Consider the following 25,226-nt stretch of genomic DNA (forward strand, 5'->3'; position numbering starts at 1 on the left):
GCGCCGCAGATCGGCCTTGATGCAGCCTCCCGGCGCGCAGGCTGGGGCCAGCGATGGGGGCAGGGGCAGGGCATGGTACTGATCGGCGAAATCTATGATGCCGGCTTTGATCCGGCGCGCTTTCCGGCCCTGCTCGAACGGCTGACCGGGCATTTCGATGCAAGCAGCGCTTTCATCGGCTGGGTCGATGAAGAACGCGATGCCGGGTTCCAGGCACAGTTCGGCAATGATCCGGCATGGATGGCCAGCTATGCCGAAACCTACCACCAGCATGATGTGCTGCTGCCCCATCTCCTCAAGCTCGGCGAAGGAGATATCGCCACCGCGCATGATCTGCTGCAACAGCCCGATATCCGCGCCGGCGTGTTCTATCGCGAGTATCTCGCGCCCCAGGCCATTGTCGACAATCTGGCCGCGGTGCTGGTCCGCCGCCCGGGCATCAGTGCGCATATCTCTTTCCTGCGGCGCGGCGATGCGCCGCCTTTCGGGCCGGAAGATATTGCCCGCATGCGCGACATCCTGCCGCATCTGACCCGTGCGGTCTTCGTGCAGAGCCGGTTGATCCGCGATTCCGGGCTGGCGCAGGGCTATCGCCAGGCGTCCTCGGTGCTCAGCGGCTCCCTGCTGCAATTGTCCGATGATCATCAGGTGGTGGAACTCGATACCGATCTTGGCCGGCTGGTCGGGCTGCGCGTGGGCGAAGGGCTGCGCCGCACGCCCATTGCCGATGCCGTGCGTGCCACCATCGCCGATGGCCTGCCCCATGCGGCGGAACTGACCGATCCGGCCGGAGAGCCGCTGCGCCTGCTGTGCGAAGCCCGCCCGGTCCCGCGGGATCGCTTCGCCGATCTGGTGTCGGGATCGGCCACGGCCTTCATCGTCCATGTCACCCTGATCGATCAGCCGCGCCGGATCGCCTGGCCCGCCATGGCCGCGCTCTATCGCCTGACGCCGACAGAGGCGCGCGTGCTGCAGGATGCGGTCGAACACAGCGATCTGACCGAAATCGGTGACCGCCTCGGCATGGCCCGCGCCACCGCCCGCGCGCATCTCCATCGCATCTATGCCAAAACCGATACCGGCGGCTTTGCCGGCCTCACCGGCCTGGCCCACCGCTTCGCCATGGCCGGGCCTGCGGATGGGTGAGCATTGTATTCGGCCGCCCCTAAACAGATGATGGACGCCGGCTGTTTAGAGAATCGCTAAACACCTGTTGATGGCAGTAGGGGCAAGGCGAATGGCAAGCGCTTCCGAAATTTCCGCTCAACGGATCGAAGGCTGGAAATCGATCGGCGCCTTCTTCGGCCGTGATCGCACCACCGCCATTCGCTGGGCGCGGGATCGCAATCTGCCGGTCCATCGCATTCCCGGCGGCAAGACCAGCACCACCTTTGCCCTGCGGCACGAACTGGAAGCCTGGGTCCGCAGTTCGACAGCCAGCGCCAAGCTGGATGCCGTCAGTGAGCGGCCGGCGCTGGCCCTGGTTGCCGTCCCCGATCGTCCGGTCGATCCTGCTATACAGGAAGATTATCTGCGCGCGCGCGACTGGATCATGGGCCGCAATGCTCGCGCCATCGAACAGGCCGTTTCCCTGCTGCGTGACATTACCCAGCGCGCCCCGGATTATGCCGCCGCTTATGTCGCCCTGGCCGAAGCGCTGGTGCTCTCCCGCGAATTCGGCGAACGCAGCGATCTGCTGGCCTTTCCGCCTGCGCAATTCGCACTGCGCACCGGGTTGCGGCTCAATCCGGCGCTGGCCAGCGGCCATCGCGTGGCCGGTTTCATCGCCTATTGGTGGGATCGCGACATGTCCGCCGCGCGCCAATCCTTCCGCCATGCGCTCGATCTGGCGCCTGCCGATCCGATCACCCACTTCTGGCTCGGCAATATCCTGGCCGATCACGGTGAATTTGCGGACGGCATCAGCCATCTCAACCAGGCGCGCTCGATCCAGCCCGGCTCGGTCCCGATCCTGACCGATCTGGCCTGGGCGCAATGGTCGGCCGGCGATCAGGCGCGGCCGCTGGCAGCGTTGCAGGACATTGCGCAGGATCACCCGCGCTACACGGTGGCGCATGAATATCTCGCCTATATCGCGCTGATCGCGGGCGATTACGCCGGCCACGCGGCGGAACTGGCGCTGCTCGGGCGGCTGCGCATGAATGACACGCTGTCCGCCCGCGCTGCCGATATCGCCCTGTCTCTCACAGCTGGGCGGGATGCCGCCCATCGCTGCATCCTGCGCCACGCGCTGAATGATCTGGCCCATGAACCCGGCCGCACCAGCGCCTGGGCGGTGCTGGTCGCTGCTGTCGGGGGCGTGCCGGGGCAGGCGGTCGAACTGCTCGAACGGGCGGTCCGGCGCCGCGAGCAGTGGGGCGAAGCCGGCTTCGTGCGCGGCATCCGCATGAATGCGTCGGGCCTCGATCCCTGGCTCGATCGCCTGACCTGCCGCTAAAAGACCGGATCATCACAAAACCTCTTCCCAAAGGACGGGATTTCCGGTGATCTGGCCGGCAACCGGAACCGCATGGTCGGATATCCGGATATTGGGAGGGCACATGAAATTTTCCAGACTGGCGCTTGCTGCGCTGCTGATCGGCACATCCGCTACGGCACAAAATACCGCACCAACCCCAACGCCCGCACCGGCACCTGCTCCGAGCCCGCGCACACCGACCCCGTCCTATGTCCCGCAACCGGGCATGCCGGTGGAAGGGCGCAAGCCCAATGCCGCCGAACAGACCCCGGCCTTTCCGCAACAGACCCGTGCGCCCTACACGCCCTCGAATGTCGCGCTGAATACGCAGGTTTTGGCCGAAGGGCTGGTCGATCCCTGGGGGCTGGCCTTCCTGCCCGATGGCAAGCTGCTGGTCACCGAACGCGACGGGCGTCTGCGTGTGATCGACAAGGGGCAGCTGTCACCTCCGGTGGAGGGGCTGCCCGCCTCCGTGCGGCAGGAAATCTCCGGCCTGGCCGATGTCGTGCTCGATCCGGATTTTACCGGCAATCAGCGCATTTACTGGAGCTATGTGGAGGCGCGCCCGGCCGGCAATGTGCTGGCGGTCGCCCGCGGCCGGCTGGTCGATGGGACGCAGCCCCGGTTGGAAGATGTCCGCGTCATCTATCGCCAGGAACCCGATCTGAAATCCGAACATGGCAATTTCGGCGCCCGGCTGCTGTTCGACAAGACCGGCGCCCTGCTGGTGACCTTGGGCGATCTCGCCTCCACCCCGCTGCGCCCCTATATTCAGCAGCTCGACAGCGGCATCGGCAAGATCGTGCGCATCACCACCGATGGCGCGCCGGCGCCGGGCAATCCCTTTGCCGGTCAGGCCGGCGCCCGGCCGGAACTCTGGGCCGTCGGTTTCCGCAATCCGCTGGGCCTCACCTTCCGCCCCGGTACCGACCAATTGTGGGAAGCGGATGTCGGCCCGCGCGGCGGGGATGAGATCAACATCATCCGCCCCGGCGCCAATTATGGCTGGCCGCTGATCAGCTATGGCCATGAATACAGCGGCGGCCCGGTCGGGGATGGTCCGGTCAAGGCTGGCTATGAACAGCCGGTCTATTATTGGGATCCGGTGATTTCGCCCTCCAGCCTGGAATTCTACTCCGGCGATCTGTTCCCGCAGTGGCAGGGCAATCTGTTCGTCACCTCGCTCAGTCAGCAGCATCTGGCCCGGCTGGTGCTGGAAGGGGATCGGGTCGTGGGGGAAGAACGCCTGCTCAAGGATCTGAAGGAACGGCTGCGGCTGGTCCGGCAGGCGGCAGATGGCGCGCTGATCATCATGACCGAAGGCCCCAATGCGAAGATTCTCCGGCTGACCCCTGCGGGCGGCTGACCGGGTATGGGCGCCATCACCCGGTGGCGCCCTTTTTACGGTCAAATATGTGCGTGAGTTTTCCCCGGCGCGACACGATGCTATGGATGTGCTGGTTGCTCTCGGCGCCTGCTTTGCCTAGGGCGCGGCGGTAAGCGGAAAAGAAAGTTTCTCAAGCATGGCCAATGTCACGGTGATCGGCGCCCAATGGGGTGACGAGGGCAAGGGGAAGATTGTCGACTGGCTGGCGGATCGCGCCGATGTCGTCGTACGGTTTCAGGGCGGGCACAATGCCGGCCACACGCTGGTTGTCGGCAACACCACCTACAAGCTGTCGCTGCTGCCTTCGGGCATCGTTACCGGCACGCTGTCGCTGATCGGCAATGGCGTGGTGCTCGATCCCTGGGCGCTCAAGGCCGAAATCGAACGGCTTGAAGGGCAGGGTGTTTCCATTACCCCCGAAAACTTCGGCATTGCCGACAATTGCCCGCTGATCCTGCCGCTGCACCGCGATCTGGACGGGCTGCGGGAACAGGCCGCCGGCAAGGGCAAGATCGGCACCACCGGTCGCGGCATCGGCCCGGCCTATGAAGACAAGGTCGGCCGCCGCGCCATCCGCGTCTGCGATCTGCACCATCTCGACGATCTGGACGCGATGTTCGATCGGCTCTGCGCGCATCATGATGCGCTGCGCGCCGGTTTCGGTGAACCGGCAGTGGACCGCGCCGCCCTGCTGGAAGAACTACGCGCGATTGCGCCCTTCGTCCTGCAATTCGCCCAGCCGGTGTGGAAACGCCTGCGCGACAAGCGCCGCGATGGTGCCAAGATCCTGTTCGAAGGCGCACAGGGCGTGCTGCTGGATGTCGATCACGGCACCTATCCCTTCGTCACCAGCTCCAACACCGTCAGCGGTACCGTCGCTTCGGGCAGCGGGCTGGGCCCCAATGCTGCCGGTTTCGTGCTCGGCATCGTCAAGGCCTACACCACCCGCGTGGGCTCCGGCCCGTTCCCGTCCGAACTGGACGATGAAGTGGGCGAACTGCTCGGCCGCAAGGGGCATGAATTCGGCACCGTCACCGCGCGCAAGCGTCGCTGCGGCTGGTTCGATGCCGCGCTCGTGCGCCAGAGCTGCGCGATCAGCGGCGTCACCGGCATCGCCCTGACCAAGCTGGACGTGCTCGACGGCTTCGAAACGCTCAAGATCTGCACCGGCTATATGCTGGACGGCAAGGAAATCGATTATCTGCCCGCCAACGCCATGGAACAGGCGCGGCTGGAACCGATCTACGAAGAAATCGAAGGCTGGAGCGACACCACCGCCGGTGCACGCAGCTGGGCCGATCTGCCGGCTCAGGCGATCAAATATATCCGCCGCATCGAAGAACTGATCGAATGCCCGGTGGCCAGCGTTTCGACCAGCCCCGAACGTGACGACACCATCCTGGTGCGGGATCCCTTCGCGGATTGACGCCATGACCCGGTCCACCCTCCGCAGGGCGCTGACCATATTCGCCGCCGCGCTGCTCCTCCCCGGATGCAGCGCGGTGGAACCCGCCCCGCTGGCGGCGGATTACGTGCTGGTCGACAAATCCGACCGCACGCTGACCCTGATGCGCGAAGGCGAAGTGCTGCGCCAATATGCCGGGCTGCAATTCGGCGACGAACCGCGCGGTCACAAGCAGTTCGAAGGCGATGAACGCACGCCGGAAGGCCGCTACACCATCGACACGCGCAACCCGAACAGCCGCTACCACCTCTCGCTGCGCATATCCTACCCCAACGAAGCCGACCGCGCCTACGCCGCGCGCCGCGGCCGCTCCCCCGGCGGCGACATTTTCATCCACGGCCAGCCCAACGGCCTGCGCGGCGCCGAAACCGGCACCAGAGTCAGCGGCGACTGGACCGACGGTTGCATCGCCATGACCAATGCCGAAATCGCCGAAATCTGGGCCGTGGTCCCCGACGGAACACCAATCGAAATCCGTCCTTAAAATACTGGTATACCTACATTTCTCGTCATCCCGCCGAAGGTTGAGATTTTTTGCCAGCCCGCTCAACCCTCATCTGATCGGCGCATGCTGAAACCGAGCCCAGCCTTGGCCGGGAAGACAAAGTGGGCCACCATTACCCAAGCCCAACAGAGCCCCGCATCGGACAAGGCGCGCCAAACCCGCTTCAAACCCGCCGCAACACCCCCACATGTTACATATGAGTGACAAACCCTCTTCTTCCCCTTTGCCGCATGTCAGCCGCCGTGCGCTGATGTTTGCCGGCGCGGCGGTGGCGGCGGGTGGTCTGGCGCGTTCGGCCACCGGCCCGCTGCTCGGCCCGGCCAAACCACTGCCTCCGCCGCCCGTGCCCGTCGCGGCGCGCGTTCCGGCCACGCCAGTCAAGGCCTCGCTCGGCTCGCTCAATCCCGCGCTGCTGCAGCGGGCGCTGGCAGCGCTCAATACCCATTCGCGGGATATCGGCCTGCGCGATCGGATCGCCATCGTCGATTTCACCGCACCCTCGGCGGATGCGCGAATGCATTTCCTTGATGTGAAGAGCGGCGACATCTCCCACATGCTCGTCGCGCATGGTTCCGGCTCGGACCCTGGCCACACCGGCTTTTTGCAGAAATTCTCGAACGCGTTCAATTCCAACGCCTCGAGCGAAGGCGCCTTCGTTACCGCCGATTACTACGTCGGCAAACATGGCCGGTCCCAGCGCATCCGTGGGCTCGATCCCACCAACAACAATGCGCTTGATCGCGCGGTGGTGATCCACGGCGCCTGGTATGCGGAGGCCGATATGGTCAAGGCGCATGGCAAGCTGGGTCGCAGCCAGGGCTGCTTCGCCGTGGGCGACAGCGAACTGGCCACGCTGTTCGATTACATGGGGGAGGGCCGGCTGCTCTACGCCGCCAAGGCCTGAGCGGCTTTTACACCTGCCCCCGGCACAGAAACCGCCGATCGCCGTTTATGTCTCTCAAGGAGATATGAATGCGTAAAGCCCTGCTCGTCTGTTCGCTTCTGGCGTTGTCGGTTCCTCTGGCCGGTTGCGACATGTTTTCCGGCAGTTCCGTCGCCGGGGCCGAGGATGGCAGCTGGACCGATGGCACCGCCCGGCAATTGAAGGAAGCGATCGACAACCGCGCCACCCACGGTCTCGATCGCATGAACTTCGCCGTGGAAGGCGATCCGGACAGTGCCGAGGGGCAGCAGGCCCTGACGCAGAGCGCGCTGCGCTATGCCACCGCCGTGGCGAAGGGCGTGTCCGACCCAACCAAGCTCTACGATATCTACACCGCCGCCCGGCCCGAACCGGAACTGCAGGCCGGGCTGACCAAGGCGCTGGCCGATGGCAAGCTGGGTGAGTGGATCGACAGCCTCGCCCCGCAGGATGACAATTACCGCAAGCTGTCCGACGCCTATCTGGCCCTGCGCAAGGACGGCACGGCGCCCGCGACTGAAATCCCCGATGCCGGCGAACCTCTCAAGCCCGGTGACACCGATCCGCGCATTCCGCTGATCGCGCGTCAGCTGGTTGCCTCCGACTATCTCGACCGGGTGGAGCCAGGGACGGGCTACACCCCGATCATGGTGGCCGCGGTCAAGCGCATGCAGGCCGATTACGGCATCGAACCCGATGGTGTGATCGGGGCGGAAGCGCTGCAGATTCTCAATCTCTCCGATACCGACCGGGCCAAGGCCATCGCTGTTGCGATGGAGCGGCTGCGCTGGCTCGATCGCAATGTGCCTGACACCCGCATCGATGTGAACATTGCCGCCGCCCGGCTCACCTATTGGCGTGATGGCAAGATCGTCGACACGCGCAAGGTTGTGGTGGGCAAGCCCGAAACCGAAACCCCGCAGCTGGGTTCGCCGATCTATCGCCTGGTCGCCAATCCCACCTGGACGGTGCCGCGTTCGATCCAGAACAAGGAAATCGCCGGCAAGGGCGCCGGCTATCTGGCGCGCAACAACATGGCCTGGCGCGATGGCTGGATCGTGCAGCAACCAGGCCCGCAAAACTCGCTCGGCCTGGTCAAGTTCGACATGAAGAACGATCATGCCATCTATCTGCATGACACCCCGGCCAAGCAGCTGTTCGGCGAAGTCCAGCGCCAGCGCAGCCATGGCTGCGTCCGCGTGGAAGATGCGCTCGGCTTTGCCGAAATGCTCGCCCGCGACGAAGGGGTGACGGACGAATGGCAGAAAGCCCGCGCCACGGGCAAGGAAACCTTCGTCCCCTTGCCGAAGGAAATTCCCGTCCGCCTGCTGTATCAGACCGTGCTGTTCGATGATGCGGGCGAACCGGTGATCCGCGCCGATGCCTATGGCTGGAATGACCGCGTCTCGGCCGCACTCGGCTTCCCATCGAGCGAGGGTCGGCGGTTCCAGGCCAGCGGGTCGGACGTCGGCCCGTAACCGGCGGCCTCAGTCCTCGTAAAGCCGCCGCCAGTCCAGCCCGTCGAACATCGCGGTGAAGCTGGCGGCCATGCAGATATAATCGGCCTGGGTGATCGCCTCTTCCTCGTGATATTTGCGGTGCGTTTCGTATGATGTGAACAGCACCTCACCCCGGCGTGGACCGTTGAGGCAGAGGAAATATTTGGCATTGCCCATCTGGCTGGCAATCGGCAGCAGTTCGGGCGGGCTGTCATGCCGGAATGTCCGCCAGATCTGGGCCAGATCGCCATATTGCTCAGGTCGCCGCAGCAGGCCATGAAACAGCGCGATATCCCAGAGTCCATTGGTGGCGTAGAAATCCACCTCCGCCAGTTCCGGGCTGATCGGTTCGCCCGGAAAACAGAGCGCCAGCCCGCGCTCGAACATGTTCTCCGGCTGGGGAAAATGCCCGCCATTCCATGTCAGCAGAAACTGCCGGTAATCCTCCGGCAGGCTCACGCCGAATTCGCCTTCGAACGCCGCCACATCGGCCTCACTCGGCAGTCGCTCGAACGGCAGTATCGTTGCGCTCATTGTCTTACTCTCCGACTGGATCGATCCATTGCGGCAGGCGGATCATCGCCCGTTCGAACAATTCCGATCCCGCCAGCCGCGCCAGCCACGCCTGCACCACCGGCGGCGCCGCTTCGGCGAACCAGTCGGCATCGGTCGCGGCGAATTGCCGAACGAAGGGGAACAGCGCCATATCGCTCAGCCCGCGTTCTTTCCCATGCAGGAAGTCCTGCCCTGTCAGCCGATCAGCCAGCTGCACCAGCATCGCCAGCCCGGCGGCGCGATGGGGCAGGGGGTCGAGATCATACCGGTTGGGATATTTGTAGCGGTCGAGGTGATATTTGAACGCCCCATCGAATTCCGCGATCAACCCCGCATCATCGCGCGCCAGCCAGTTCTCCGGGTCGTTCCGCGCCAGCGCCCAGCGCATGATGTCGATGCTCTCGTCGATCACCTGCCCTCCGGCCAGCACCAGCACCGGCACCGTGCCCTTGGGCGACGCGGCCAGCATGGCGGCCGGCTTGTCGCGCAGCACCACCTCGCGGTGGGTATAGTCCACCCCGCTCACCAGCACGGCCATCCGCGCCCGCATGGCATAGGGGCAGCGGCGAAAACTGTAGAGGATCGGAACATCGGTCATCGGGCGCGTCTAACCGGGCGGGGGCAGCCTGCCAATCACGCGAAGCGCGCGCCTTCGGGCGTTTCCAGCCAGCGCAGCAGGTAATCGTCGAACCTTTTGTCCAGCAGATCTCCACCCAGCCGCCGGGGCGGATCATAGCTGAACTCAACGCCATAGCGCCCGTCCTGCTCGATCCGCAGCTGCGCGGATGACCAGCGCTCACCGCCCGGCTGGCGCATCGCCTCGGCCAGATCGTTCAACAGTCTCTTCGCCTCACGCGGCAGGCGGAAACTGATCTCCTCAAGCCTGCCGCCCGGCTTGCGGGCCAGGGCAAAGGTGATGCTGCTGGTCTGCGATCCATCGGGGGCGATTTCGGCATCCACGAACAGATGCACCCATTCGCGATCCTCCCATTCGCCGTCCATCACCGCATGCACATTGCCCGCCATGGCGAGGACGATATCCTGTTCGATCTCTTGAATGTCGGCAGGCGGCACGCGCTTCTCCTTCTCAACGACCGGGCAGCGGGGGCAGCACGGGCGATCCGCGGTCATCCCGAAAATTGCGGATCACCGCCACTTCCGATGCTTCATCCCTCGCCAGATCATAGCGGATCCGCACCGCCACATCGGTCTTGCACGGTCCCTGGCCCGGCACATGCGCGCTGCAGGCCAGCACATAGGTGCGGATTACGTCCAGCCGCTGCGGGTCCAGCTTCAGCTGCCAGTTCAGCGCATGATTGGGCACATGCCCGCCTTGTGGATCTGCAGCCAGCACGCGCTGTGCGGTCTCCGCCAGCTTGTCGCTCAACCCGCTGCCGCGGACGTAATTCGCATACAGCCGCAGCTTCTCCGCCATCGCCCGCGGTTCGTCGGGCAGCATCGCGATCATGTAGCTGGGCTGGTCATCGCGCTTGCCTGGCAGGCGGCTGTCCAGCGTCATCGGCTGCACCGGGGCCGGGCTGCCCTGGGGGCGCAGAATGCGCAGGCTCAACACGCGCAGATCGGCCGGGCTGTCCGCGGGCAGGGCCGCACGATAGGCGGCAATGCAGGGCGCCAGCCGGTTCAGCGCCGGCTGCTGGTCGGCCGGGTCGAGATCCAGCTCCACGATCGTGCGGAATGCGGGGGCCTTGGCCGGATCATGCAAGCCCAGCATCGGCACGCCGCAGCTGACGAAGGCGGCGTTCAGCGCCTTCATCTTGATCGCGGTGCTGACGGCGGCGGCATGGGCGCGACGATACCGCTCCTCGCACCGGCTGCCTAATTGGCATTCCCCCGCCTCGCGATCGATCACGAAACGCACCCGCAGCAGCGGGTCAGTGCGGCTCACCAGCGCAACCTCGTAATATCCGCCGGTCTGCAGATAACTGTCGTGCAGCTTGAACTGGCCAGGGTGGATCGCCTCGGCCAGCGCCAGCGCGGCATGCTCGGAACCTTCCCGATCGCTGCAACCGCTCAGCGTCAGGGCCGTCAGCCCGGCGGCAAACCCATGAAGCCAGCCCCGCTTCATTCGTTACAGGGGCCCACGATCCGGTCCACCCGCAGCTCGGGCTGGTCATTCTCGCCCGGGATCAGCCGCCCGTCGATGGCCAGGCACCGCCGTTCGTCCCAGGCGGTCACGATTGCTGCCACATCCTCAGGATTGCCCACCAATGGCGGCGCGGGCCTGCCACCGTCCAGATCGACATAGAGCAGATTATTGCGATCGGCCTGGCCGCGTTCATCCGGCACGAACACCGCGCGCCGGGGGCAGGGGTCTTTCACGCAGGCAATGCCGGTGTTGCCGATATGCAGCCGCCCGGCCTCGGCCTTGTCGTCATTCGCCACCATCGGCGGTGGCGCCACCTCATTGGCGGGGACGGGCTGCAGCGCAGCGGCAGTGATCATCGTGGTCAGAGCCATGAACATCGGGCCTTCCTCTCGTGTCTAGCGGTTTTCCAGCCCGTTGCGGGTGCGGGTCTCGCGGATCAGGTCCTTCTGCGCGACCATGTCGTCGCGCATCTTCTGCAAACCGGCGCGCAATTCGGCCAGTTCCGCCGCATGGCCGTCCTTGGGGGTAATGGCATTGGGATTGGCCGCATCCCAGGCCAGCGCGGCATCGATTTCCTTCACCGCCGCATCCACATCGCCGAACGCATATTCATTCACCGGCCGCCCGACGGATTCACTCAGCGAGGCGAACAGCGGCTCATCCTTGGCCCGCGCCGAAGGATTGGCCGCCAGCAGAAAGCGATAGCGCAACTGGCCGACATAAAACCACTTCACCGCCTCATCGCGCCGGCCCTGCGCCATCAGCTGGCCGGCCAGCTGATACAGCGTTGCCGGGTGAACCTTGTCCGCCTGCTCGATGATCTCGTCCACGGTCTGCGTGTCCGGATCGAGCTGTTCGGTCGGTTGCTCCTCGGCGGCGCAGGCGGCCGAAAGGCTGATCAGAACCGTGCCGGCCAGGGCGGCCAGGCACTTGCGGGGCAGGGTGGCGGGCGTTTTCATGGTGTCAGGCTGGCCGTTCGATTGTGTCCGGCTCATGAATGCCGGGCGGGGAATACCGGATTGCGGGTACAACGGTGCCCGCAAGAGATGGTTTCCAGACCACCCGCTGCCCACGCTGTCAGCAGCCCTCAGCCTCTCGCTCAACAACCACACCCGCTCGGCCTGAGCTCGTCGAAGGCCACGCGCCAAGGCGGGAGCGCCGGCGGCCAACCATCTCCCCACCCACCCGCACCCTTCCGTAACAAAGTGTTTCCAGCCCACCCGCTGCCCAATTTTTCCCTTCGCAACTGCGGCAAACCACCAACCACCCCGATTGACTCGCCATTCTCAACCAATTAGGTTGAAATCTAACAAAGCAGGCTGCCCTCCCACTGTGGGTGGCCAGCAGCCAATGCGATCCCGAGGCGACCACGCCAGGTCTCGCACATCCCCAACTGCCGGAATGGCCGGTCGCCTGCGCGCGCCGTGTCACCTCCTGCATCATCGATTTTCCGCTTCGACCGGCCCGGCCGCGTCGACACGGCGCTGTGCGCGCAATCGGCGGGCAGGGCGCCTCAACCCCGTTTGTTCGTCAGGTGCCCCTTTTCATGTCGATCTCTCCCTTGCGTCATGGCGCCGCCATGCTGGCCGGAACCGCTCTTTTCGCTCTGGCCCCGCCTGCCGCTCACGCCCAATCTGCGCCTGCGCCAGCGCCCGATCAGGCCGAAGCCGAACCCAACGTCATCACCGTCGTCGGGTCGCAGATCAAACGCTCGGCCGTCGCCGGCACCCTCCCGGTTACCGTGGTCGACGCGCAGGCGATTGCCACCACCGGCGCCATTTCGGGGGATGATCTGTTCCGCACGCTGCCCAGCAACGGCTCGCTGCTGACCAACAATGTGAACTTCAACGCCGGCATCAATGCCGTGCGCGGGGATGTCGCCTCGATCAATCTGCGCAGCCTGGGCACGGGCAACACGCTCACGCTGATCAACGGCCGCCGCATGGTGCAGCATCCGGGCAGCCAGTCGGGCGAAGAAAGCATCCCGATCACCACCTACAACATGAACTCGCTGCCGGTGCTCGGCGTGCAGCGGGTGGAGGTGCTGCGCGATGGCGCCTCGGCACTCTATGGCGCCGATGCCGTGGCCGGCGTGGTCAACACCGTGCTGCAGACCGATTACGAAGGGCTGAAACTCTCGGCCACCTATCGCACGCCCGAACAAACCTCCAGCGATGAACTGGTGTTCAACGGTCAGGCGGGCTTCTCCTTCAACGAAGGACGTACGCGCCTGTCGCTGTTCGGCAGTTTTTCGCGCCAGACGGCGCTGCACACGCGCGATCGCTGGTTCTCCCGTTCGGAAGACAAGCGTGATCTGGTCGCCGGCACCGATTTCGAAGGGGATCTGGATTTTCGCGGCACCACGGACAACACCCCCTGGGGCCAGTTCGCGCTGGGCCGCCCGGTGCGACAGAACGGCAATCTGATCACCTCGGCCACCGGCTTGTTCCATATCCAGCCCGGCAGCTACGCAGGCTGCACCGCGCAACTCAGCGACAGCCTGTGCTTGGATGATGGCCGGATCGATGAAAGCCTGTGGCTGGATCGCAATGCCGATCGCGATCTCTTCCCCGCCGTTCGCCGCACCAATCTGTTCGCGGTCGCCAGCCATGAATTTTCGCAGCAGGCAGAGCTTTACGCCGAAATTTCCTATTATGGCGCCAATTCGGTCATCCAGCGCGAAGGGCTGACCCCGCTCGCCACCACGCCGCTGGTCATCCCGGCGAACAATTACTGGAACCCCTTCGGCCCGGTCCGCTTCAGCGACGGCCGGCTCAACCCCAACCGCCTGCCGGGCATCGATGCACCCGAAGAAGGCATCCCGATCGTCATCAACAATTCGGCCACCGGCACCCGCGTGCAGCTGGTCGATACCGGGCCGATCGTCGTCGATGTCGATACCAGCAGCTATCGCGCCCTGCTGGGCCTGCGCGGCCAGATCGGCAATTGGGATTACGATGCCGCCGCGCTCTATTCCGAAGCGCGCACGCGCGACACATCGAACCTGGTCAGCAGCACGCTGTTCCAGCGCGCGCTCGCCAATGAAACATCCAGCGCTTACAATCTGTTCAACGGCGGATCGTTGACCAGCCCCACGGTGGGGGACGGCACGCCCAATCCGCAATCGGTGATCGATGCCATCACGGTCGATGCCACCCGCCTGAACAAGACCAGCCTGTTTCTGGCCGATTTCAAGGTGTCGAACCCCCGGCTGGTCAGCCTCTGGGCGGGGGATGTCGGCTTTGCCGCCGGCGTCGAATTCCGCCATGAAACCCTGACGGAGGATCGCGATCCGCGCCAGGACGGCACGATCACCTTCACCGATCTGGTCACCGGGGTGAATTACGCCAGCGATATCCTCGGCTCCAGCGCCTCGGCCGATCTCTTCGGCAAGCGGGATGTCTATTCCGCCTTTGCCGAATTGACCGTACCCTTGGTCAATCCCGATCTGAACATTCCGCTGATGCGCCGCCTCGATATTCAGCTGGCCGGGCGGGTCGAACATTTCAGCGATGTCGGCGGCGTCTTCACCCCGCGCTTCACCGCCTCCTGGGAAGTTATTCGCGGCATCAAGCTGCGCGGCGCCTATGCCGAAGGGTTCAAGGCCCCCAATCTGATCCTGCTCAACAGCCCGCCCACCGGCCGCGTGTCGGCGGTGCGGGACTGGTATCGCTGCCAGGCGGCACTCAACAAGGGGCAGATCGCCACGCTCGGCGCCTGCGGCACCGTGGGCAATGCCCAGGCAGAAAGCCTGCGCATTTCCAATGTCGATCTGAAGCCAGAATACAACAATTCCCATTCCTTCGGTGTGGTGCTGGAACCGCTCTTTGTCCCCGGCCTTACGATCACCGCCGATTACTGGTCGATCAAGCAGCGCGGCATCCACGGCCTGTTCGGCCTCGCCAATTTCTCGGCGCTGGATTACGCCGCGCGGCTGGCTGGCGGCTCCGAGGCCTCGGTGATCCGTCAGGCGATCACGCCTGAAGACATTGCCTTCTTCGCCGGCTCGGGCCTCGCCCCGGCGGGGGAAATCATCCAGGTGCTCGATCCCTTCCTCAACCTCGATTCCCGCCTGACGCGCGGCATAGATATCGCTGTGGATTACCGCCTGTCGGATACGCCGCTGGGCGATTTCCGCTTTGGCATCCAGGCCTCCCGCCTGCTCGAAGCCTATCAGACCGTCTCGAGCCAGGGTGCCGAGATCATCGCGCTGAATGAACCGGCCATTGCCGTGTCTGCCGGCGGGGATCTGCTGGAACAGAACGGCCGGCCCAAATGGCAGGGCAATGCCAGCCTCAACTGGGCCAGCGGCAATTGGTCGGCGGGCGCCTTCGCCCAATATGTCGGCGCCTTCGACAACACCGGCGCGATCAACGATGTCACCAATGCCTTCTACCGCGTGGGCAGCTGGTTCACCGTCAACACCAATGTCGAATATCGCTTCGCCCTCTCCGGCTCCGACGTGCCCAATGCGCGGCTTCGGCTGGGGGTGAACAATCTGTTCGATCGCGATCCGCCGCTGACCAATGGCGCCATCGGCTACAACGCCGGCCTGCACACCCCCTTCGGCCGCACCTGGTACGCAACCACAACGGTGGAGTTCTGACATGAAAACTCTGCTCGCAACCGCGCTGATGCTGGCGCTGACCACCACCGCCCATGCTGAAACCCAACCGGCCCAAACCGATCAGGCACCCGGCAGCATATTGGTGCAGAACAAATACTATCCCAAGCCGGGCCAGGCAGACGCCGTGCTCGCCACCCGCCTCGAAGCCTCCGCCGTCCGCCAGCGCCTCGGCCTCCAGGTCGGCACCGTCTATGTCCGCGTCAGTCAGGACACCGGCGGCCCCTATGTGATCTGGGAATGCGAATACCCCACGATCGAAGCCCGCACCGCCGACGCCGCCGCCGCAGAGGGTACCCCCGAATTTGCCGCCGTACAGGCCAAGATGCGCGGGCTGATCGACCGCTTCGAACGGGCCACCTGGGACCGCCGGGATTGACGGAGTACAGGTCCTTCACGGCAGAGGGGGGCGGGGCACCACCCCCCTACACGCACTGCGTCATGCCGGACTTGATCCGGCATCCATGCCGCCATCGCCGCAGGGTCCGGCGTAGGCTCGCCGCCAGCAGCGTTTCTGGAGTCCAGCCTGGCACTTCGCCTTCACCATCCGAGCGGAACGAGACATGGATACCGGATCAAGTCCGGTATGACGGCGAACGGGCTGTTTTACTGCGTGATTTTCATGGGCAGGTGTCAGTCGCGCAAGGCCCTGCAAAATGGCGATCGGTTGCCTTAGCTCTGCAACAACATCCCCTCAGCCTGGGCCCTCCACTGGCATTCCATCCGCCCCGAACACAATCCCCCGCTGTTCCAGTTTCTCCCGCGCCGCGTGATGCACCACGCCGCGTTTGGGTGGGCTGGGTTCCAGCAGGCGGCGCAGCGTGATGTCGCTGACATTGGCGTGGCGAGCGACTTCCATGCGCACGCCCCAGAACTTGTCATCGGCGAAGCGGTCCAGAATGCCGGCATCGGCATCCGGGTTCATCGCCGCATAGGCGCGGATGCCCTGGTTGGGGTCGGTCAGAAAGGGTTCCAGCTCCGCAGCATTGGCGGCCCCGCTGGCGGCCGTATAGCGTAGTGCCTCGGCAGCTTTCTGTTCGGCTGTTTTCTTCGCCATCGATGCGATTCCCGTGATTTCGACAGCACAGGTCTATCGAACAGATGAGAAAATGTCCCATAAACCGCCCTGCATAAGAGCGCCTTGCTCGCCCCCGCGCTGATAGATCCACCGGCAGACATGCCCAGAGCGGCAATCAGCGAGGAATGATCATGCGCCCCATCACAGGAAATCTGGCCGGTTCGCTGGCCCTGATCGCGGCCACCGGGGGTGTGCAGGCGGCCACCGCACCCGCTCTGGATGCGCCGGCCTTCGCCATTCCCAATCCGCAGCGGCCGGGCGCCAAGGCGGCGGATTGCACCACGCTGACGGAAACCGAGGATGGCTGCACCTTCCACACTGCGAAGGACGGGGTGAATCAGGTGCAATTGCCCGGAGGCGAAGGAGTGGAATGGGTGGTGCGGGCCAGCGATCCGCAGCTGCTGGAGATCCATCGGCTGGCAGATGCAGCAGCAGCGGATGGCGCGCCGCAGCAGATATTCACCCTGGTGCCGACCACTGCGCATGATGCCGATGTGGTGGTGACCTTCGACCGGCTGGAAAGCGCCGCCGGGGTGCGGCAATTGGTCGAACGCCGTCGCGCCAGCGTGATGGTGCATGCCACGCAGGAATGAGCACAAAAACGGCCGGATGCGCAGGGCATCCGGCCAGGAGTTCTCCGGAGGAGGAGTTCGGAAAGCTTAGAAATCAACCGCTAGGCGCGCGTAATAATAGGCGCCATTGGCCCCTTCGGGATGGATGAAGGAATAGCGGTTGATGCCGTTGACCTGATTGGCGGCAATGAATTGCGCCGGATAGGTATCGAACACATTGTTTGCCCCCACCGTGACCCGGGTGGAATCGGTTAGGCGATAGGTGGCTTCGATATTGGTGTAGCCCTTCGCGCCATAGACTTCGTCATTGGCGGCATTTGTCGGGTGGACATAGGTGTATTTGCCATAGAACAACTGGTTGAGGGAGGCGGAGAACTTGCCCACTGTCAGATCCGCGCCCAGCACGATCTTGTATTCCGGCGTGCCGAGTTCCGGGTTCAGAATCACATTGCGCTGGAACAGCGCGACCGAGCTGACCGTATTGGCGCGCACCCGCTGCACCGTGGTGTCATAAAGGCTGAACCCGCCTGACAGATCCAGGCTGGCATCCTGCCCCAGCGAAATGCCGTAACGGGCCAGCGTGTCCACGCCGCGGGTGCGCGTGTCCAGGCCATTGGTGAAGAAGGTGATGCTCTTGTAATCGGGGATGCCTGCGGCCGCCGTGGCTGCTTCCACCACGGCGCCGGTCAGCGCCTGGGTGGTGACGATGCGGTTGTCGACGTCGATCTGATAGACATCCACCGTCAGGGATGCATTCTCGATCGGGCGCAGCACGAAGCCGGCGGAAATGTTGAGCGCCTTTTCCGGTTCCAGCGGTCCGCCACCCAGAGCCCGCGCAACGGTGCTGCCAGGGGTAACCTGCCTGGTACGGTTCGGTTCAGGTGTTATGCCTGAATGGTTCCATGTCCCGGCATAGCCGCTGCTCTGATACGCAAGCTGGCCGACGCTGGGGGCGTGATAGCCATTGCTGACCGTGCCGCGCAGCGCCAGGGCAGGGGAGATGTCATAGCGGGCGGAGAACTTGCCCGTCGCCGTCCAGCCGAAGTCGGAATAATGTTCGCCGCGACCGGTGATTTCCACCAGCAGTTTGTCCGTCAGATGGAAATCGGCGCCGATATAGCCGCTGAACACCTGGCGGTTGCCGCTGGTCACGTCCCACGGGGCATTGCCCTGTTCGGTGCCGCCCCAGCCGGCGGGCTGGCCGGCCTGCGAACCATCCAGGATTGGCACGCCGCCGTGGTTCCAGGACTGTTCTTCCCCGATCTTGCTGATCCACCAGCGTTCATGGCGGAAAGCGATGCCGGCCTGCAGCGCGATCGGGCGGGCAAGCCCGGCATCGATATCCAGATCGTAATCGAGCGCGCTGGTGAACTGTTCGGCCGTGACCTGACCCGAATAGAGATCGGTCTTGCTATCCAGCCCGTAAGAGGGGGAGACGAGGTTGAAATTATGCGTGTCGCGCGCGTGGCGGCCATAGATCAGCGACAGATCGAACCTGCCGCTGGCGCCGGCATCATACTTCAGCCCGCCGACGGCCGAGTAATTGTCGTCATAATATTCGCCAACCACCTGGAAACCATCGGGGAAGATCGCGCGGATGTTGGAGGGGGAGGAGGGAACCTGCGGGTTCACCCAGCTGCGGGTGTTGGTGTTGGCATAGTTGACCCAGCCATAGGCCTGCAGCTGATCGGTCAGATCATAGCCGAAATTGGCCAGCACGGCGAGATGTTCGACCTGGCCATTGCCCCACTGGCCCACCCGGTCGCGGCCATAGGGTTCGCGCGGGTCGGCGGTGCCGGCGGTGCTGTTGGTCGGCAGCAGGCTGCCGTCGTCAGCGATCCGGAAATAGCGCGGGCGAATGTCCGGCCCGCTGCGATCGGTGGAACCCCGGCGCGAATAATCGGCGCTGACATTCAGGAAGCCCCGACCGCCAAGACTTGTGCCGATCCAGCCGCTCAGCGCGCCGGTTTCGCCATCGCCTTTCTTGTAAGTGCCCAGCGTCGCGGTCAGCCCGCCGCCGCTGTCATTTTCCCGCAGGCCCAGATTGAGCACGCCGGCGATCGCGTCCGAACCATATTGCGCCGATGCGCCGTCCAGCAGCACTTCCACGCGCGAAATCGCGGCCAGCGGAATGGCGTTGATGTCGGCATAGCCGGCCCCGCCATAGGGGAATGTGCCGCCGGTCGCGACCGAGCCGTGGCGGCGCTTGCCATTGACCAGCACCAGCGTGAGATCGGGGTTCTGCCCGCGCAGCGATGCCGATCGGGTGGCGCCGCCGCCGACGCGCGCGGCCGAACCCTGCGGGAAGTTGAAGGAGGGGGAGATGCGGAACAGGCTCTGCTGCAGCGTGATGGCGCCGCCCTGGTCCAGTTCCTCGCGGGACACCAGATCGATCAGGCTGGCGGCTTCGAGCACGCGAGTGCCGCGCCGGGTGCCGACGACGAAAATGCCGTCTTCGCGGCTGTCGTCTGCGGCGGCGCTGGCATCATCGGCGGCTTCGGCGGCGGCGTCAGCGGTTTCTGCTGCTGCCTCTGCCGTGTCGGCGGCATGGGCGGGAAGGGCGGAGAGACCGGCCAGCAGTGCGGCCAGGCCAATGCCGGAGCGGGCGCCGGAACGGATCTTGGTACGGAAATATGCCATTGTCATTGTTACCCTGTTGCGGGCGAGCGCCTCCCTTCGCGCGCAAGCGGTGGCGTGCGCGCGTCAGGCTGCTTCGCATTGTCATGTCCGGCGCCCGGGGGTTTCCGCCCCCTGTTCAGGCGCCGTTGGTTGTGTGGTGAGCGACCTTTCGGCCGCAGATCAGATGGGTGGGCCGGACCGGCGCATGAAACAGATCTTCATGGCGTTATCGGGCGATGATCGGGCCGACCTGCGGCACGCCGATCGCGCCGCCGCCGAACGGGCCGTTGTTTTCGATGCAAATCCGTTCCTGATGTTCGTGCATCAGCGGTTGATCGCTGCCGTCCGGATTTTTCGGGCGGTCGGCCGGGATCACTTCATAATGCCACCCATCGATCGCATCGGCTTCGGTATAGCGGCGCGCCGGGACCATGGCGGTCCAGGGGCGGGAATAGACGGTCGGATCGGTGAAAGTGGCGAGGTAATTGTAGCGTTTGTTGTTGTTGTCGAAGACATAGCGTTCCTCGACCACGGCATTTTCGCTCATGTAATCGCCCGAACGGCCGAACAGCGCCTTGCCATTGTTGTTCTGCACCCGGACGACCAGCGTGTTGCCTTCCCAATGGCCGTGCGAATCCCCGTTCCACAGCTTGATGCTGTCAGGCAGGAACGGCTTCTCATCCAGGCGGATGATGCGGGTGCCCGATTGAAACAGGAACAGCACCACGCCCGGATATTGGCGGATTTCATAGCCATGCCAGAAGAAGCTTTTCGGCACGCCGCCCGGGGCGCAGCGCACCAGCGGTTCCACCAGATGCTGATCGGTCGGGTTGGTGAAGCGGGCGGCGAAATCGGCCTGCAGCGCGGCGGCTGCCGGCAGATAGGGTACGTGCCCATCGGCCGGATCGATCACCCGGCTGGGGGCGCGCTGATCCCGCGGCAGGGCGAATTGGCGCGATGGTTCGCCCGGCGGGCCACCCTGCGGATCGGTGAAATTGCTGTGATTGGCGATGGTGTTGGACCAATGGCCGGAGACGTCGGGCTGGCCATCGGGCAGGCGCGCGCCGGTCCATTCGCCCGATGCGATCGGGTCCATGGTGCCGCTCCAGCGGTTCTGCATCACCGTTTCGGGATTGGGCGCGACGGCCTGCTGCGCCAGCGCGGATGCCGGCAGGGTGGCGGCAGCGATCAGCGCCAAAGCCGCGACGGATAGGCGGTGGGAATATCCGGTCATCACTGGCCTTCCTCTTGCGCAGGGCGGGCTGCCACGGATTTTTCCACATTGTGCGGATAATAATCGGCATAGGGCAGGGTGTGGCAGTAATCCTCGATCAGCTGGAAATCGCGGTCGCGCCGGCGGTGCAGCAGCACTTCCAGCGTCCAGGGCTGGGAGAATACTTCGGGATCTTCGACCGTCGCCTGATAGGCGATGGTGTTGGCATCAATGAAGTTCCAGCGTTCCACCACATGCAATTTTTCGCCGTGGTAATTGCCGGAACGATCGAGCCAAGTTTCGGCATTGAAATGGGTCACATCGACCACCAGCGTATCGCCGTCCCAGCTGGCGCGGGAATCGCCGAGCCAATAGTTTTCCTGCAGCACGCCGGGGTGCAGCGTACCATTGGTGTAAATGGTGCGGACCTGATGGCCGAACTGATGCACCAGCGTCAGATCATTGTCCCGCTGGAAGATCTGGAATGGCGCCGGGTAATAGACGCTGCGCGGCACGCCCAGCGTCCAGCACTTCAGGCGCGGATCGTCTTCGGCGCGGGCTTCGAAATTGGCCTGCTGCTGCTCGCGCGCTTCGGGCAGATAGGGCAGCTTGCCGCCCGTCGCGCCATCGATCACCACCCCGGCAGAGGGCGGCGCGTCGCGCCGGCCTTCATGCGGTTCCAGATCGTAATCCGCCTCGCTCAGTGTCTGCCACACGCCCGAAAAATCGGGGTGGCCATTGGCCAGGCGCGGGATGGCTGCTGCTGCGGCTGTCTGGCTGGCAGCGGGTGCGGCGTTCTGCGCCAGCACCGGCGCGGGCAAGGCGAGCGCGGCGGCAAGAACCGCCAGCGCTGCCGTACCCTGCAGGAAAGGGCGAAATCCGATCACTGGCCGCGACCCCGGCGCAGGGTCGGCGCATCGGGCGCGCTACCGACCTGGACCTTGCGGCCACCGGGCAGGTCCACTTCCTGGGCATAACCGAACGGGCCGGTGTTCTTCGACCGGAAGCCGGCGATATGCACGGTGGAGCCGATCGGCACATCGGTGCGGCTGATGTCCTTGGCCGCCAGCACGCTGGGCGATCCGAATTCGAAGCCCCAATTGGTGGTGGTGCCATTCGGGTTGCGCACATCCACGAACAGCCAGGCATGCGGATTGACGAAGCGGACCTTGGTCACGCGGCCCTGCACCTCGACCGGGCGGGCAACGTCGAATTCGGATGCGAAGGAATGGTGGGCAAAGCTCTGAGTGGCGATGCCGAGCGATAGGGCGGCGATGCCGGCTGCTGCCACGACGCCAAAAATGGTTGTCTTCATGTTCTAGTCTCCTCGGCCACCATGTCGGTCACCCTGTGGTGTGCCAATTGATCACCCCGGGGCCGGCGGGCCCGCAGGACGCGAAGCATCGCGCCCGGCATTGGTCCCCAGGGGGGAACATGTCGGGCGAATGGATGGATGGTGATGGATGCAGGACGGCTGATGCCGCCCCGTTTGCGACCGGCCCGACAGTGCATGTCAGGGAGAGGGAGGCCGGACGAAACGGGGGCGGATCAGACCAGGCCTGAGCCCGTGGCGATAGCGCAGGCCACGCCCGATACGGGCGCGACGGGACCGGGTGTTACGCGACAACCGGATAGGGCCGCAGTTGACGGGGGCGACCTGCGCTGTGCCTTGGGGGTCAGTGTGCCATTTTCATCATACGCATCGTATCACCTCACCGTGGAGGGAACACGACACCGGGCGTGGTCGCCTGGGCATCGCGCGCTTTAGCCTTTGGTAACGCGGAGCAAGCTGCTTTCCCGATCAAAAGCCGCGGATCCCGGGGGACGAAACGGAGGCTGGGATCAGCTGCCTCACGAATCTCAACTAATTCGATTGAGATTGCGCGTCAAGCGAGTCTGCTGAAACTGAGGCGCAAGAGGTTCTATCAGCGGGCCCAGTACAGCTTTCGTACAACTTTGGCGCAACGGCCAGCGGATGCGGGATTGAAACTATACAAACATGTTTGTATAGTTTGCGCGCTATTTTGGAGTCTCCCATGTCTGCCGTGCCCAATCGCTGGGGCGTGCTGTTGCTGGTGTCTGCCGGCCTGCTGCTCGTAACCCTCGACAATTCCATCCTTTACACCGCCTTGCCGACGCTGACGCGCGAACTGGATGCCGGATCGTCGGCCATGCTGTGGATCGTCAATGCCTATCCGCTGGTGATGGCCGGGCTATTGCCGGGGGCGGGCACGCTGGGGGATCGGTTCGGCCATCGCTGGCTGTTCCTGGCCGGGCTGGCGATCTTCGGGCTGGCATCGCTGCTGGCTGCCTTTGCCCCATCGGCGGCGATGCTGATCGGCGCGCGGGCCCTGCTGGCGGTCGGGGCGGCGGCGATGATGCCGGCCACGCTGTCGCTGATCCGCATCAGCTTTGCCGATGAGCGGGAACGCCATCTGGCGATTGCCGTCTGGGGATCGCTGGCGATCGTGGGCGCGGCACTGGGGCCGGTGATCGGCGGGCTGCTGCTGTCGCATTTCTGGTGGGGATCGGTGTTTCTGATCAATGTGCCGGTGGTGGTGCTGACCTTCGTGGCTGGCTGGTTGATCGCGCCGTCCAATCCGGTCGATGAAGGCCGGGCCGTGGCGCCATGGGATGGCTGGTCTTCGGTGCTGGCGCTGGTGACGCTGGCGGGTCTGGTGCTGGCCATCAAGCAGGCCGCCCATGCCGCGCAGGACATGGTGCAGGGTGCAGCCGGAAGCGGTCAGGCGCTGGTGCTGCCGCTGGTGGCGCTGGCTGCTGCGCTGGTGGCCGGGGTGCTGTTCGCCCGGCGGCAGGCGCGGCTGGCGCATCCGTTGATCGATTTTGCGCTGTTCCGTAACCCTGCCTTTCTGGCCGGGGTGCTCGCGGCCGGCTTCGTGCTGTTCGCGCTGGCGGGGCTGCAATTGATCATCACCCAGCGGTTCCAGCTGGTGGATGGGATGAGCCCGATGCACGCCGGCCTGCTGGTATCGGCGATCGCGGTGGGCGCGCTGCCGACGGCGCTGCTGGGCGGGGCGCTGCTTCATCGGCTGGGGCTACCGCTGCTGATGAGCGGCGGCATGGCGCTGGCGGCCGGCGCGGTGGTGCTGGCGGCGCTGGTGATGGCGCAGCCCGATGCTCCGCTCGCCTGGCTGGTGGCGACGTTGTGCCTGGCGGGGGCTGGCATCGGCGCGACCATCTCGGTCGCGTCGAGCGCGATCATGAACCACGCCCCCGTGCACCGCGCCGGCATGGCCGCCTCTGTGGAGGAGGTTTCTTATGAGCTGGGCGGGCTGGCGGCGGTGGCGCTGCTCGGCAGCCTGCTGCCCGCGCTCTACAGCATCGGCCTGCAACTGCCGCCCGGCGCGCCGGAGGCCGCACGCGGCGGGATCGTCGCGGCGCTGGAACTGGCCGGTTCGGCAGCGGATGGCGCCGCCCTGCGCATGGCGGCGGCCACCGCGTTTGACGCCGCCTTCCTGAAAGTGCTTTGGCTGATTGCGGCCATGCTGGCGACCGGCGCGCTGGTGACGGCGCGCCTGCTGCGCCGCAACGCACCGGTCGCAGCACCGGACACAACACAGGAGAGCGCCATTGCGTGCGAGCAAGCGTGAGGAGATTCTCGACAGCATCGTCGGGCTGATCGAGGACAAGGGCGTGACCGGCATCACTTTCGATGCCGTGGCCGAACGGTCTGGCGTCACGCGCGGCGGGCTGATCTATCACTTCCCCTCCCGCGCGGCGCTGGTGCAGGCGATCCACGAACATATGGTCCACCGGTGGGAAGCCGATCTGGCCGTGGCCCTGGGCAAGCCGGCGGGGGAGGGCAATGCCGCCGAACGCGAAGCAGCCTATATCCGCGTGTCATGCAAGGCGGCGACGCGCGGCGAATTGCTGATGATGCTGGAAAGCGCAGGCGATGCCGCGCTGGTGCAATTATGGGCCGATGCCGTCGATCACTGGACCCCGCCGGTGCCGGCCCCGGAAGACGAGGCCGGCGTCAGCCGCTTCATCGCCCGCCTCGCGGCGGATGGGCTGTGGATCAGCGATGTGCTGTCGTTCCATCCGATTCCGCCCGAATTGAAACGCAAGATCGCCGAACGGCTGGAAGCGATGATCGGACAGGGCGAATAGCTGCCGTTTTTCGGCCTTGCTTTGCCTTTACCCGGCGCGACCAAGAGGCGATTTGCCCGTGCCAATGGAG

23 protein-coding genes are annotated in these 25,226 nt (G+C 64.9%); 12 read left to right on the forward strand and 11 right to left on the reverse strand.

The genetic code is table 11. The annotated features are described in order from the left end of the window. Positions 1 to 72 precede the first annotated feature (72 nt). The 7 genes from GRI97_RS09900 (at position 73) to GRI97_RS09930 (ending at position 8,236) form a co-directional block, all read left to right on the forward strand. The gene (locus GRI97_RS09900) at positions 73 to 1,146 is read left to right on the forward strand and encodes a helix-turn-helix transcriptional regulator (RefSeq protein ID WP_161391031.1); all 1,074 of its coding nucleotides are present in this window, start codon (positions 73 to 75) and stop codon (positions 1,144 to 1,146) included. 91 nt (positions 1,147 to 1,237) lie between these two features. Then, positions 1,238 to 2,458, forward strand: a complete 1,221-nt coding sequence (locus GRI97_RS09905; RefSeq protein ID WP_161391032.1) for a tetratricopeptide repeat protein — start codon at positions 1,238 to 1,240, stop codon at positions 2,456 to 2,458. A 103-nt stretch (positions 2,459 to 2,561) separates the two neighbouring features. After that, positions 2,562 to 3,845, forward strand: a complete 1,284-nt coding sequence (locus tag GRI97_RS09910; protein ID WP_161391033.1) for a PQQ-dependent sugar dehydrogenase — start codon at positions 2,562 to 2,564, stop codon at positions 3,843 to 3,845. A gap of 157 nt (positions 3,846 to 4,002) precedes the next feature. After that, complete coding sequence (locus tag GRI97_RS09915; protein ID WP_161391034.1) at positions 4,003 to 5,292, forward strand: adenylosuccinate synthase; 1,290 nt, start codon at positions 4,003 to 4,005, stop codon at positions 5,290 to 5,292. Between the two features lie 4 nt (positions 5,293 to 5,296). Continuing rightward, on the forward strand, positions 5,297 to 5,815 hold the full coding sequence (locus GRI97_RS09920) for a L,D-transpeptidase family protein (protein WP_161391035.1): 519 nt from the start codon (positions 5,297 to 5,299) through the stop codon (positions 5,813 to 5,815). A gap of 217 nt (positions 5,816 to 6,032) precedes the next feature. After that, on the forward strand, positions 6,033 to 6,740 hold the full coding sequence (locus GRI97_RS09925; RefSeq protein ID WP_235917754.1) for a murein L,D-transpeptidase catalytic domain family protein: 708 nt from the start codon (positions 6,033 to 6,035) through the stop codon (positions 6,738 to 6,740). Positions 6,741 to 6,808: 68 nt separating this feature from the next. Continuing rightward, positions 6,809 to 8,236 (forward strand): L,D-transpeptidase family protein, encoded by a 1,428-nt coding sequence (locus tag GRI97_RS09930; RefSeq protein WP_161391036.1) that lies wholly within the window; start codon positions 6,809 to 6,811, stop codon positions 8,234 to 8,236. 9 nt (positions 8,237 to 8,245) lie between these two features. Here GRI97_RS09930 and GRI97_RS09935 read toward each other — a convergent pair whose 3' ends face one another. From GRI97_RS09935 to GRI97_RS09960, 6 genes are read right to left on the reverse strand one after another with little or no spacing between them, the layout of a single operon-like run. Next, entirely contained in the window at positions 8,246 to 8,791 is a 546-nt protein-coding gene (locus tag GRI97_RS09935; RefSeq protein ID WP_161391037.1) for an SMI1/KNR4 family protein, read from the reverse strand. A gap of 4 nt (positions 8,792 to 8,795) precedes the next feature. Then, positions 8,796 to 9,410 carry a glutathione S-transferase gene (locus GRI97_RS09940; RefSeq protein ID WP_161391038.1) on the reverse strand — a complete coding sequence of 205 codons (615 nt, stop codon included), beginning with the start codon at positions 9,408 to 9,410 and terminating at the stop codon, positions 8,796 to 8,798. 35 nt (positions 9,411 to 9,445) lie between these two features. Beyond that, positions 9,446 to 9,886, reverse strand: coding sequence for an antitoxin YezG family protein (locus GRI97_RS09945; RefSeq protein ID WP_161391039.1), 441 nt, complete (start codon positions 9,884 to 9,886; stop codon positions 9,446 to 9,448). A gap of 13 nt (positions 9,887 to 9,899) precedes the next feature. Continuing rightward, entirely contained in the window at positions 9,900 to 10,898 is a 999-nt protein-coding gene (locus GRI97_RS09950; RefSeq protein WP_161391040.1) for a hypothetical protein, read from the reverse strand. Next, positions 10,895 to 11,296 carry a hypothetical protein gene (locus GRI97_RS09955; RefSeq protein WP_161391041.1) on the reverse strand — a complete coding sequence of 134 codons (402 nt, stop codon included), beginning with the start codon at positions 11,294 to 11,296 and terminating at the stop codon, positions 10,895 to 10,897. Before GRI97_RS09955 ends, GRI97_RS09950 begins: the two co-directional genes overlap by 4 nt. A gap of 18 nt (positions 11,297 to 11,314) precedes the next feature. Next, complete coding sequence (locus GRI97_RS09960; RefSeq protein WP_161391042.1) at positions 11,315 to 11,878, reverse strand: hypothetical protein; 564 nt, start codon at positions 11,876 to 11,878, stop codon at positions 11,315 to 11,317. A gap of 587 nt (positions 11,879 to 12,465) precedes the next feature. Between GRI97_RS09960 and GRI97_RS09965 the strand changes: the two genes are divergently transcribed. Beyond that, the gene (locus tag GRI97_RS09965; RefSeq protein ID WP_161391043.1) at positions 12,466 to 15,525 is read left to right on the forward strand and encodes a TonB-dependent receptor domain-containing protein; all 3,060 of its coding nucleotides are present in this window, start codon (positions 12,466 to 12,468) and stop codon (positions 15,523 to 15,525) included. A gap of 1 nt (position 15,526) precedes the next feature. Beyond that, positions 15,527 to 15,922 carry a hypothetical protein gene (locus GRI97_RS09970; RefSeq protein ID WP_161391044.1) on the forward strand — a complete coding sequence of 132 codons (396 nt, stop codon included), beginning with the start codon at positions 15,527 to 15,529 and terminating at the stop codon, positions 15,920 to 15,922. 315 nt (positions 15,923 to 16,237) lie between these two features. Here GRI97_RS09970 and GRI97_RS09975 read toward each other — a convergent pair whose 3' ends face one another. After that, positions 16,238 to 16,600: a hypothetical protein gene (locus GRI97_RS09975; protein WP_161391045.1), complete on the reverse strand. Its 363-nt coding sequence runs from the start codon at positions 16,598 to 16,600 to the stop codon at positions 16,238 to 16,240. Between the two features lie 152 nt (positions 16,601 to 16,752). Between GRI97_RS09975 and GRI97_RS09980 the strand changes: the two genes are divergently transcribed. Further along, complete coding sequence (locus GRI97_RS09980; RefSeq protein WP_161391046.1) at positions 16,753 to 17,214, forward strand: hypothetical protein; 462 nt, start codon at positions 16,753 to 16,755, stop codon at positions 17,212 to 17,214. 66 nt (positions 17,215 to 17,280) lie between these two features. On the opposite strand, the gene GRI97_RS09985 is transcribed toward GRI97_RS09980, so the two are convergent. The 4 genes from GRI97_RS09985 to GRI97_RS10000 all read right to left on the reverse strand — a co-directional run bounded on the left by GRI97_RS09985 (position 17,281) and on the right by GRI97_RS10000 (position 22,340). Then, complete coding sequence (locus GRI97_RS09985) at positions 17,281 to 19,833, reverse strand: TonB-dependent receptor plug domain-containing protein (protein WP_161391047.1); 2,553 nt, start codon at positions 19,831 to 19,833, stop codon at positions 17,281 to 17,283. A gap of 205 nt (positions 19,834 to 20,038) precedes the next feature. Next, entirely contained in the window at positions 20,039 to 21,046 is a 1,008-nt protein-coding gene (locus GRI97_RS09990; RefSeq protein ID WP_161391048.1) for a hypothetical protein, read from the reverse strand. Beyond that, a complete protein-coding gene (locus GRI97_RS09995) occupies positions 21,046 to 21,912 on the reverse strand; it encodes a hypothetical protein (RefSeq protein ID WP_202392697.1) in 867 nt (288 codons plus the stop codon). The genes GRI97_RS09990 and GRI97_RS09995 overlap by 1 nt, the downstream gene beginning before the upstream one ends. Then, positions 21,909 to 22,340: a DUF6152 family protein gene (locus tag GRI97_RS10000; RefSeq protein WP_161391049.1), complete on the reverse strand. Its 432-nt coding sequence runs from the start codon at positions 22,338 to 22,340 to the stop codon at positions 21,909 to 21,911. Before GRI97_RS10000 ends, GRI97_RS09995 begins: the two co-directional genes overlap by 4 nt. 721 nt (positions 22,341 to 23,061) lie before the next feature. Between GRI97_RS10000 and GRI97_RS10005 the strand changes: the two genes are divergently transcribed. Together GRI97_RS10005 and GRI97_RS10010 are read left to right on the forward strand one after the other, a co-directional pair. After that, the gene (locus tag GRI97_RS10005; RefSeq protein WP_161391050.1) at positions 23,062 to 24,636 is read left to right on the forward strand and encodes an MFS transporter; all 1,575 of its coding nucleotides are present in this window, start codon (positions 23,062 to 23,064) and stop codon (positions 24,634 to 24,636) included. Next, a complete protein-coding gene (locus GRI97_RS10010; protein ID WP_161391051.1) occupies positions 24,617 to 25,156 on the forward strand; it encodes a TetR/AcrR family transcriptional regulator in 540 nt (179 codons plus the stop codon). Before GRI97_RS10005 ends, GRI97_RS10010 begins: the two co-directional genes overlap by 20 nt. The last annotated feature ends 70 nt before the right edge of the window (positions 25,157 to 25,226 follow it).

Origin of the sequence: Croceibacterium xixiisoli, from assembly GCF_009827305.1 — a bacterium.
Classification (GTDB): domain Bacteria; phylum Pseudomonadota; class Alphaproteobacteria; order Sphingomonadales; family Sphingomonadaceae; genus Croceibacterium_C; species Croceibacterium_C xixiisoli.

Excerpts from the sequence above, each read along its gene's own strand:
- GRI97_RS09900 (WP_161391031.1), top strand. The coding sequence starts at position 73 with ATGGTACTGATCGGCGAAATCTATGATGCCGGCTTTGATCCGGCGCGC.
- GRI97_RS09905 (WP_161391032.1), top strand. The coding sequence starts at position 1,238 with ATGGCAAGCGCTTCCGAAATTTCCGCTCAACGGATCGAAGGCTGGAAA.
- GRI97_RS09910 (WP_161391033.1), top strand. The coding sequence starts at position 2,562 with ATGAAATTTTCCAGACTGGCGCTTGCTGCGCTGCTGATCGGCACATCC.
- GRI97_RS09915 (WP_161391034.1), top strand. The coding sequence starts at position 4,003 with ATGGCCAATGTCACGGTGATCGGCGCCCAATGGGGTGACGAGGGCAAG.
- GRI97_RS09920 (WP_161391035.1), top strand. The coding sequence starts at position 5,297 with ATGACCCGGTCCACCCTCCGCAGGGCGCTGACCATATTCGCCGCCGCG.
- GRI97_RS09925 (WP_235917754.1), top strand. The coding sequence starts at position 6,033 with ATGAGTGACAAACCCTCTTCTTCCCCTTTGCCGCATGTCAGCCGCCGT.
- GRI97_RS09930 (WP_161391036.1), top strand. The coding sequence starts at position 6,809 with ATGCGTAAAGCCCTGCTCGTCTGTTCGCTTCTGGCGTTGTCGGTTCCT.
- GRI97_RS09935 (WP_161391037.1), bottom strand. The coding sequence starts at position 8,791 with ATGAGCGCAACGATACTGCCGTTCGAGCGACTGCCGAGTGAGGCCGAT.
- GRI97_RS09940 (WP_161391038.1), bottom strand. The coding sequence starts at position 9,410 with ATGACCGATGTTCCGATCCTCTACAGTTTTCGCCGCTGCCCCTATGCC.
- GRI97_RS09950 (WP_161391040.1), bottom strand. The coding sequence starts at position 10,898 with ATGAAGCGGGGCTGGCTTCATGGGTTTGCCGCCGGGCTGACGGCCCTG.
- GRI97_RS09955 (WP_161391041.1), bottom strand. The coding sequence starts at position 11,296 with ATGTTCATGGCTCTGACCACGATGATCACTGCCGCTGCGCTGCAGCCC.
- GRI97_RS09960 (WP_161391042.1), bottom strand. The coding sequence starts at position 11,878 with ATGAAAACGCCCGCCACCCTGCCCCGCAAGTGCCTGGCCGCCCTGGCC.
- GRI97_RS09965 (WP_161391043.1), top strand. The coding sequence starts at position 12,466 with ATGTCGATCTCTCCCTTGCGTCATGGCGCCGCCATGCTGGCCGGAACC.
- GRI97_RS09970 (WP_161391044.1), top strand. The coding sequence starts at position 15,527 with ATGAAAACTCTGCTCGCAACCGCGCTGATGCTGGCGCTGACCACCACC.
- GRI97_RS09975 (WP_161391045.1), bottom strand. The coding sequence starts at position 16,600 with ATGGCGAAGAAAACAGCCGAACAGAAAGCTGCCGAGGCACTACGCTAT.
- GRI97_RS09980 (WP_161391046.1), top strand. The coding sequence starts at position 16,753 with ATGCGCCCCATCACAGGAAATCTGGCCGGTTCGCTGGCCCTGATCGCG.
- GRI97_RS09985 (WP_161391047.1), bottom strand. The coding sequence starts at position 19,833 with ATGGCATATTTCCGTACCAAGATCCGTTCCGGCGCCCGCTCCGGCATT.
- GRI97_RS09990 (WP_161391048.1), bottom strand. The coding sequence starts at position 21,046 with ATGACCGGATATTCCCACCGCCTATCCGTCGCGGCTTTGGCGCTGATC.
- GRI97_RS10000 (WP_161391049.1), bottom strand. The coding sequence starts at position 22,340 with ATGAAGACAACCATTTTTGGCGTCGTGGCAGCAGCCGGCATCGCCGCC.
- GRI97_RS10005 (WP_161391050.1), top strand. The coding sequence starts at position 23,062 with ATGTCTGCCGTGCCCAATCGCTGGGGCGTGCTGTTGCTGGTGTCTGCC.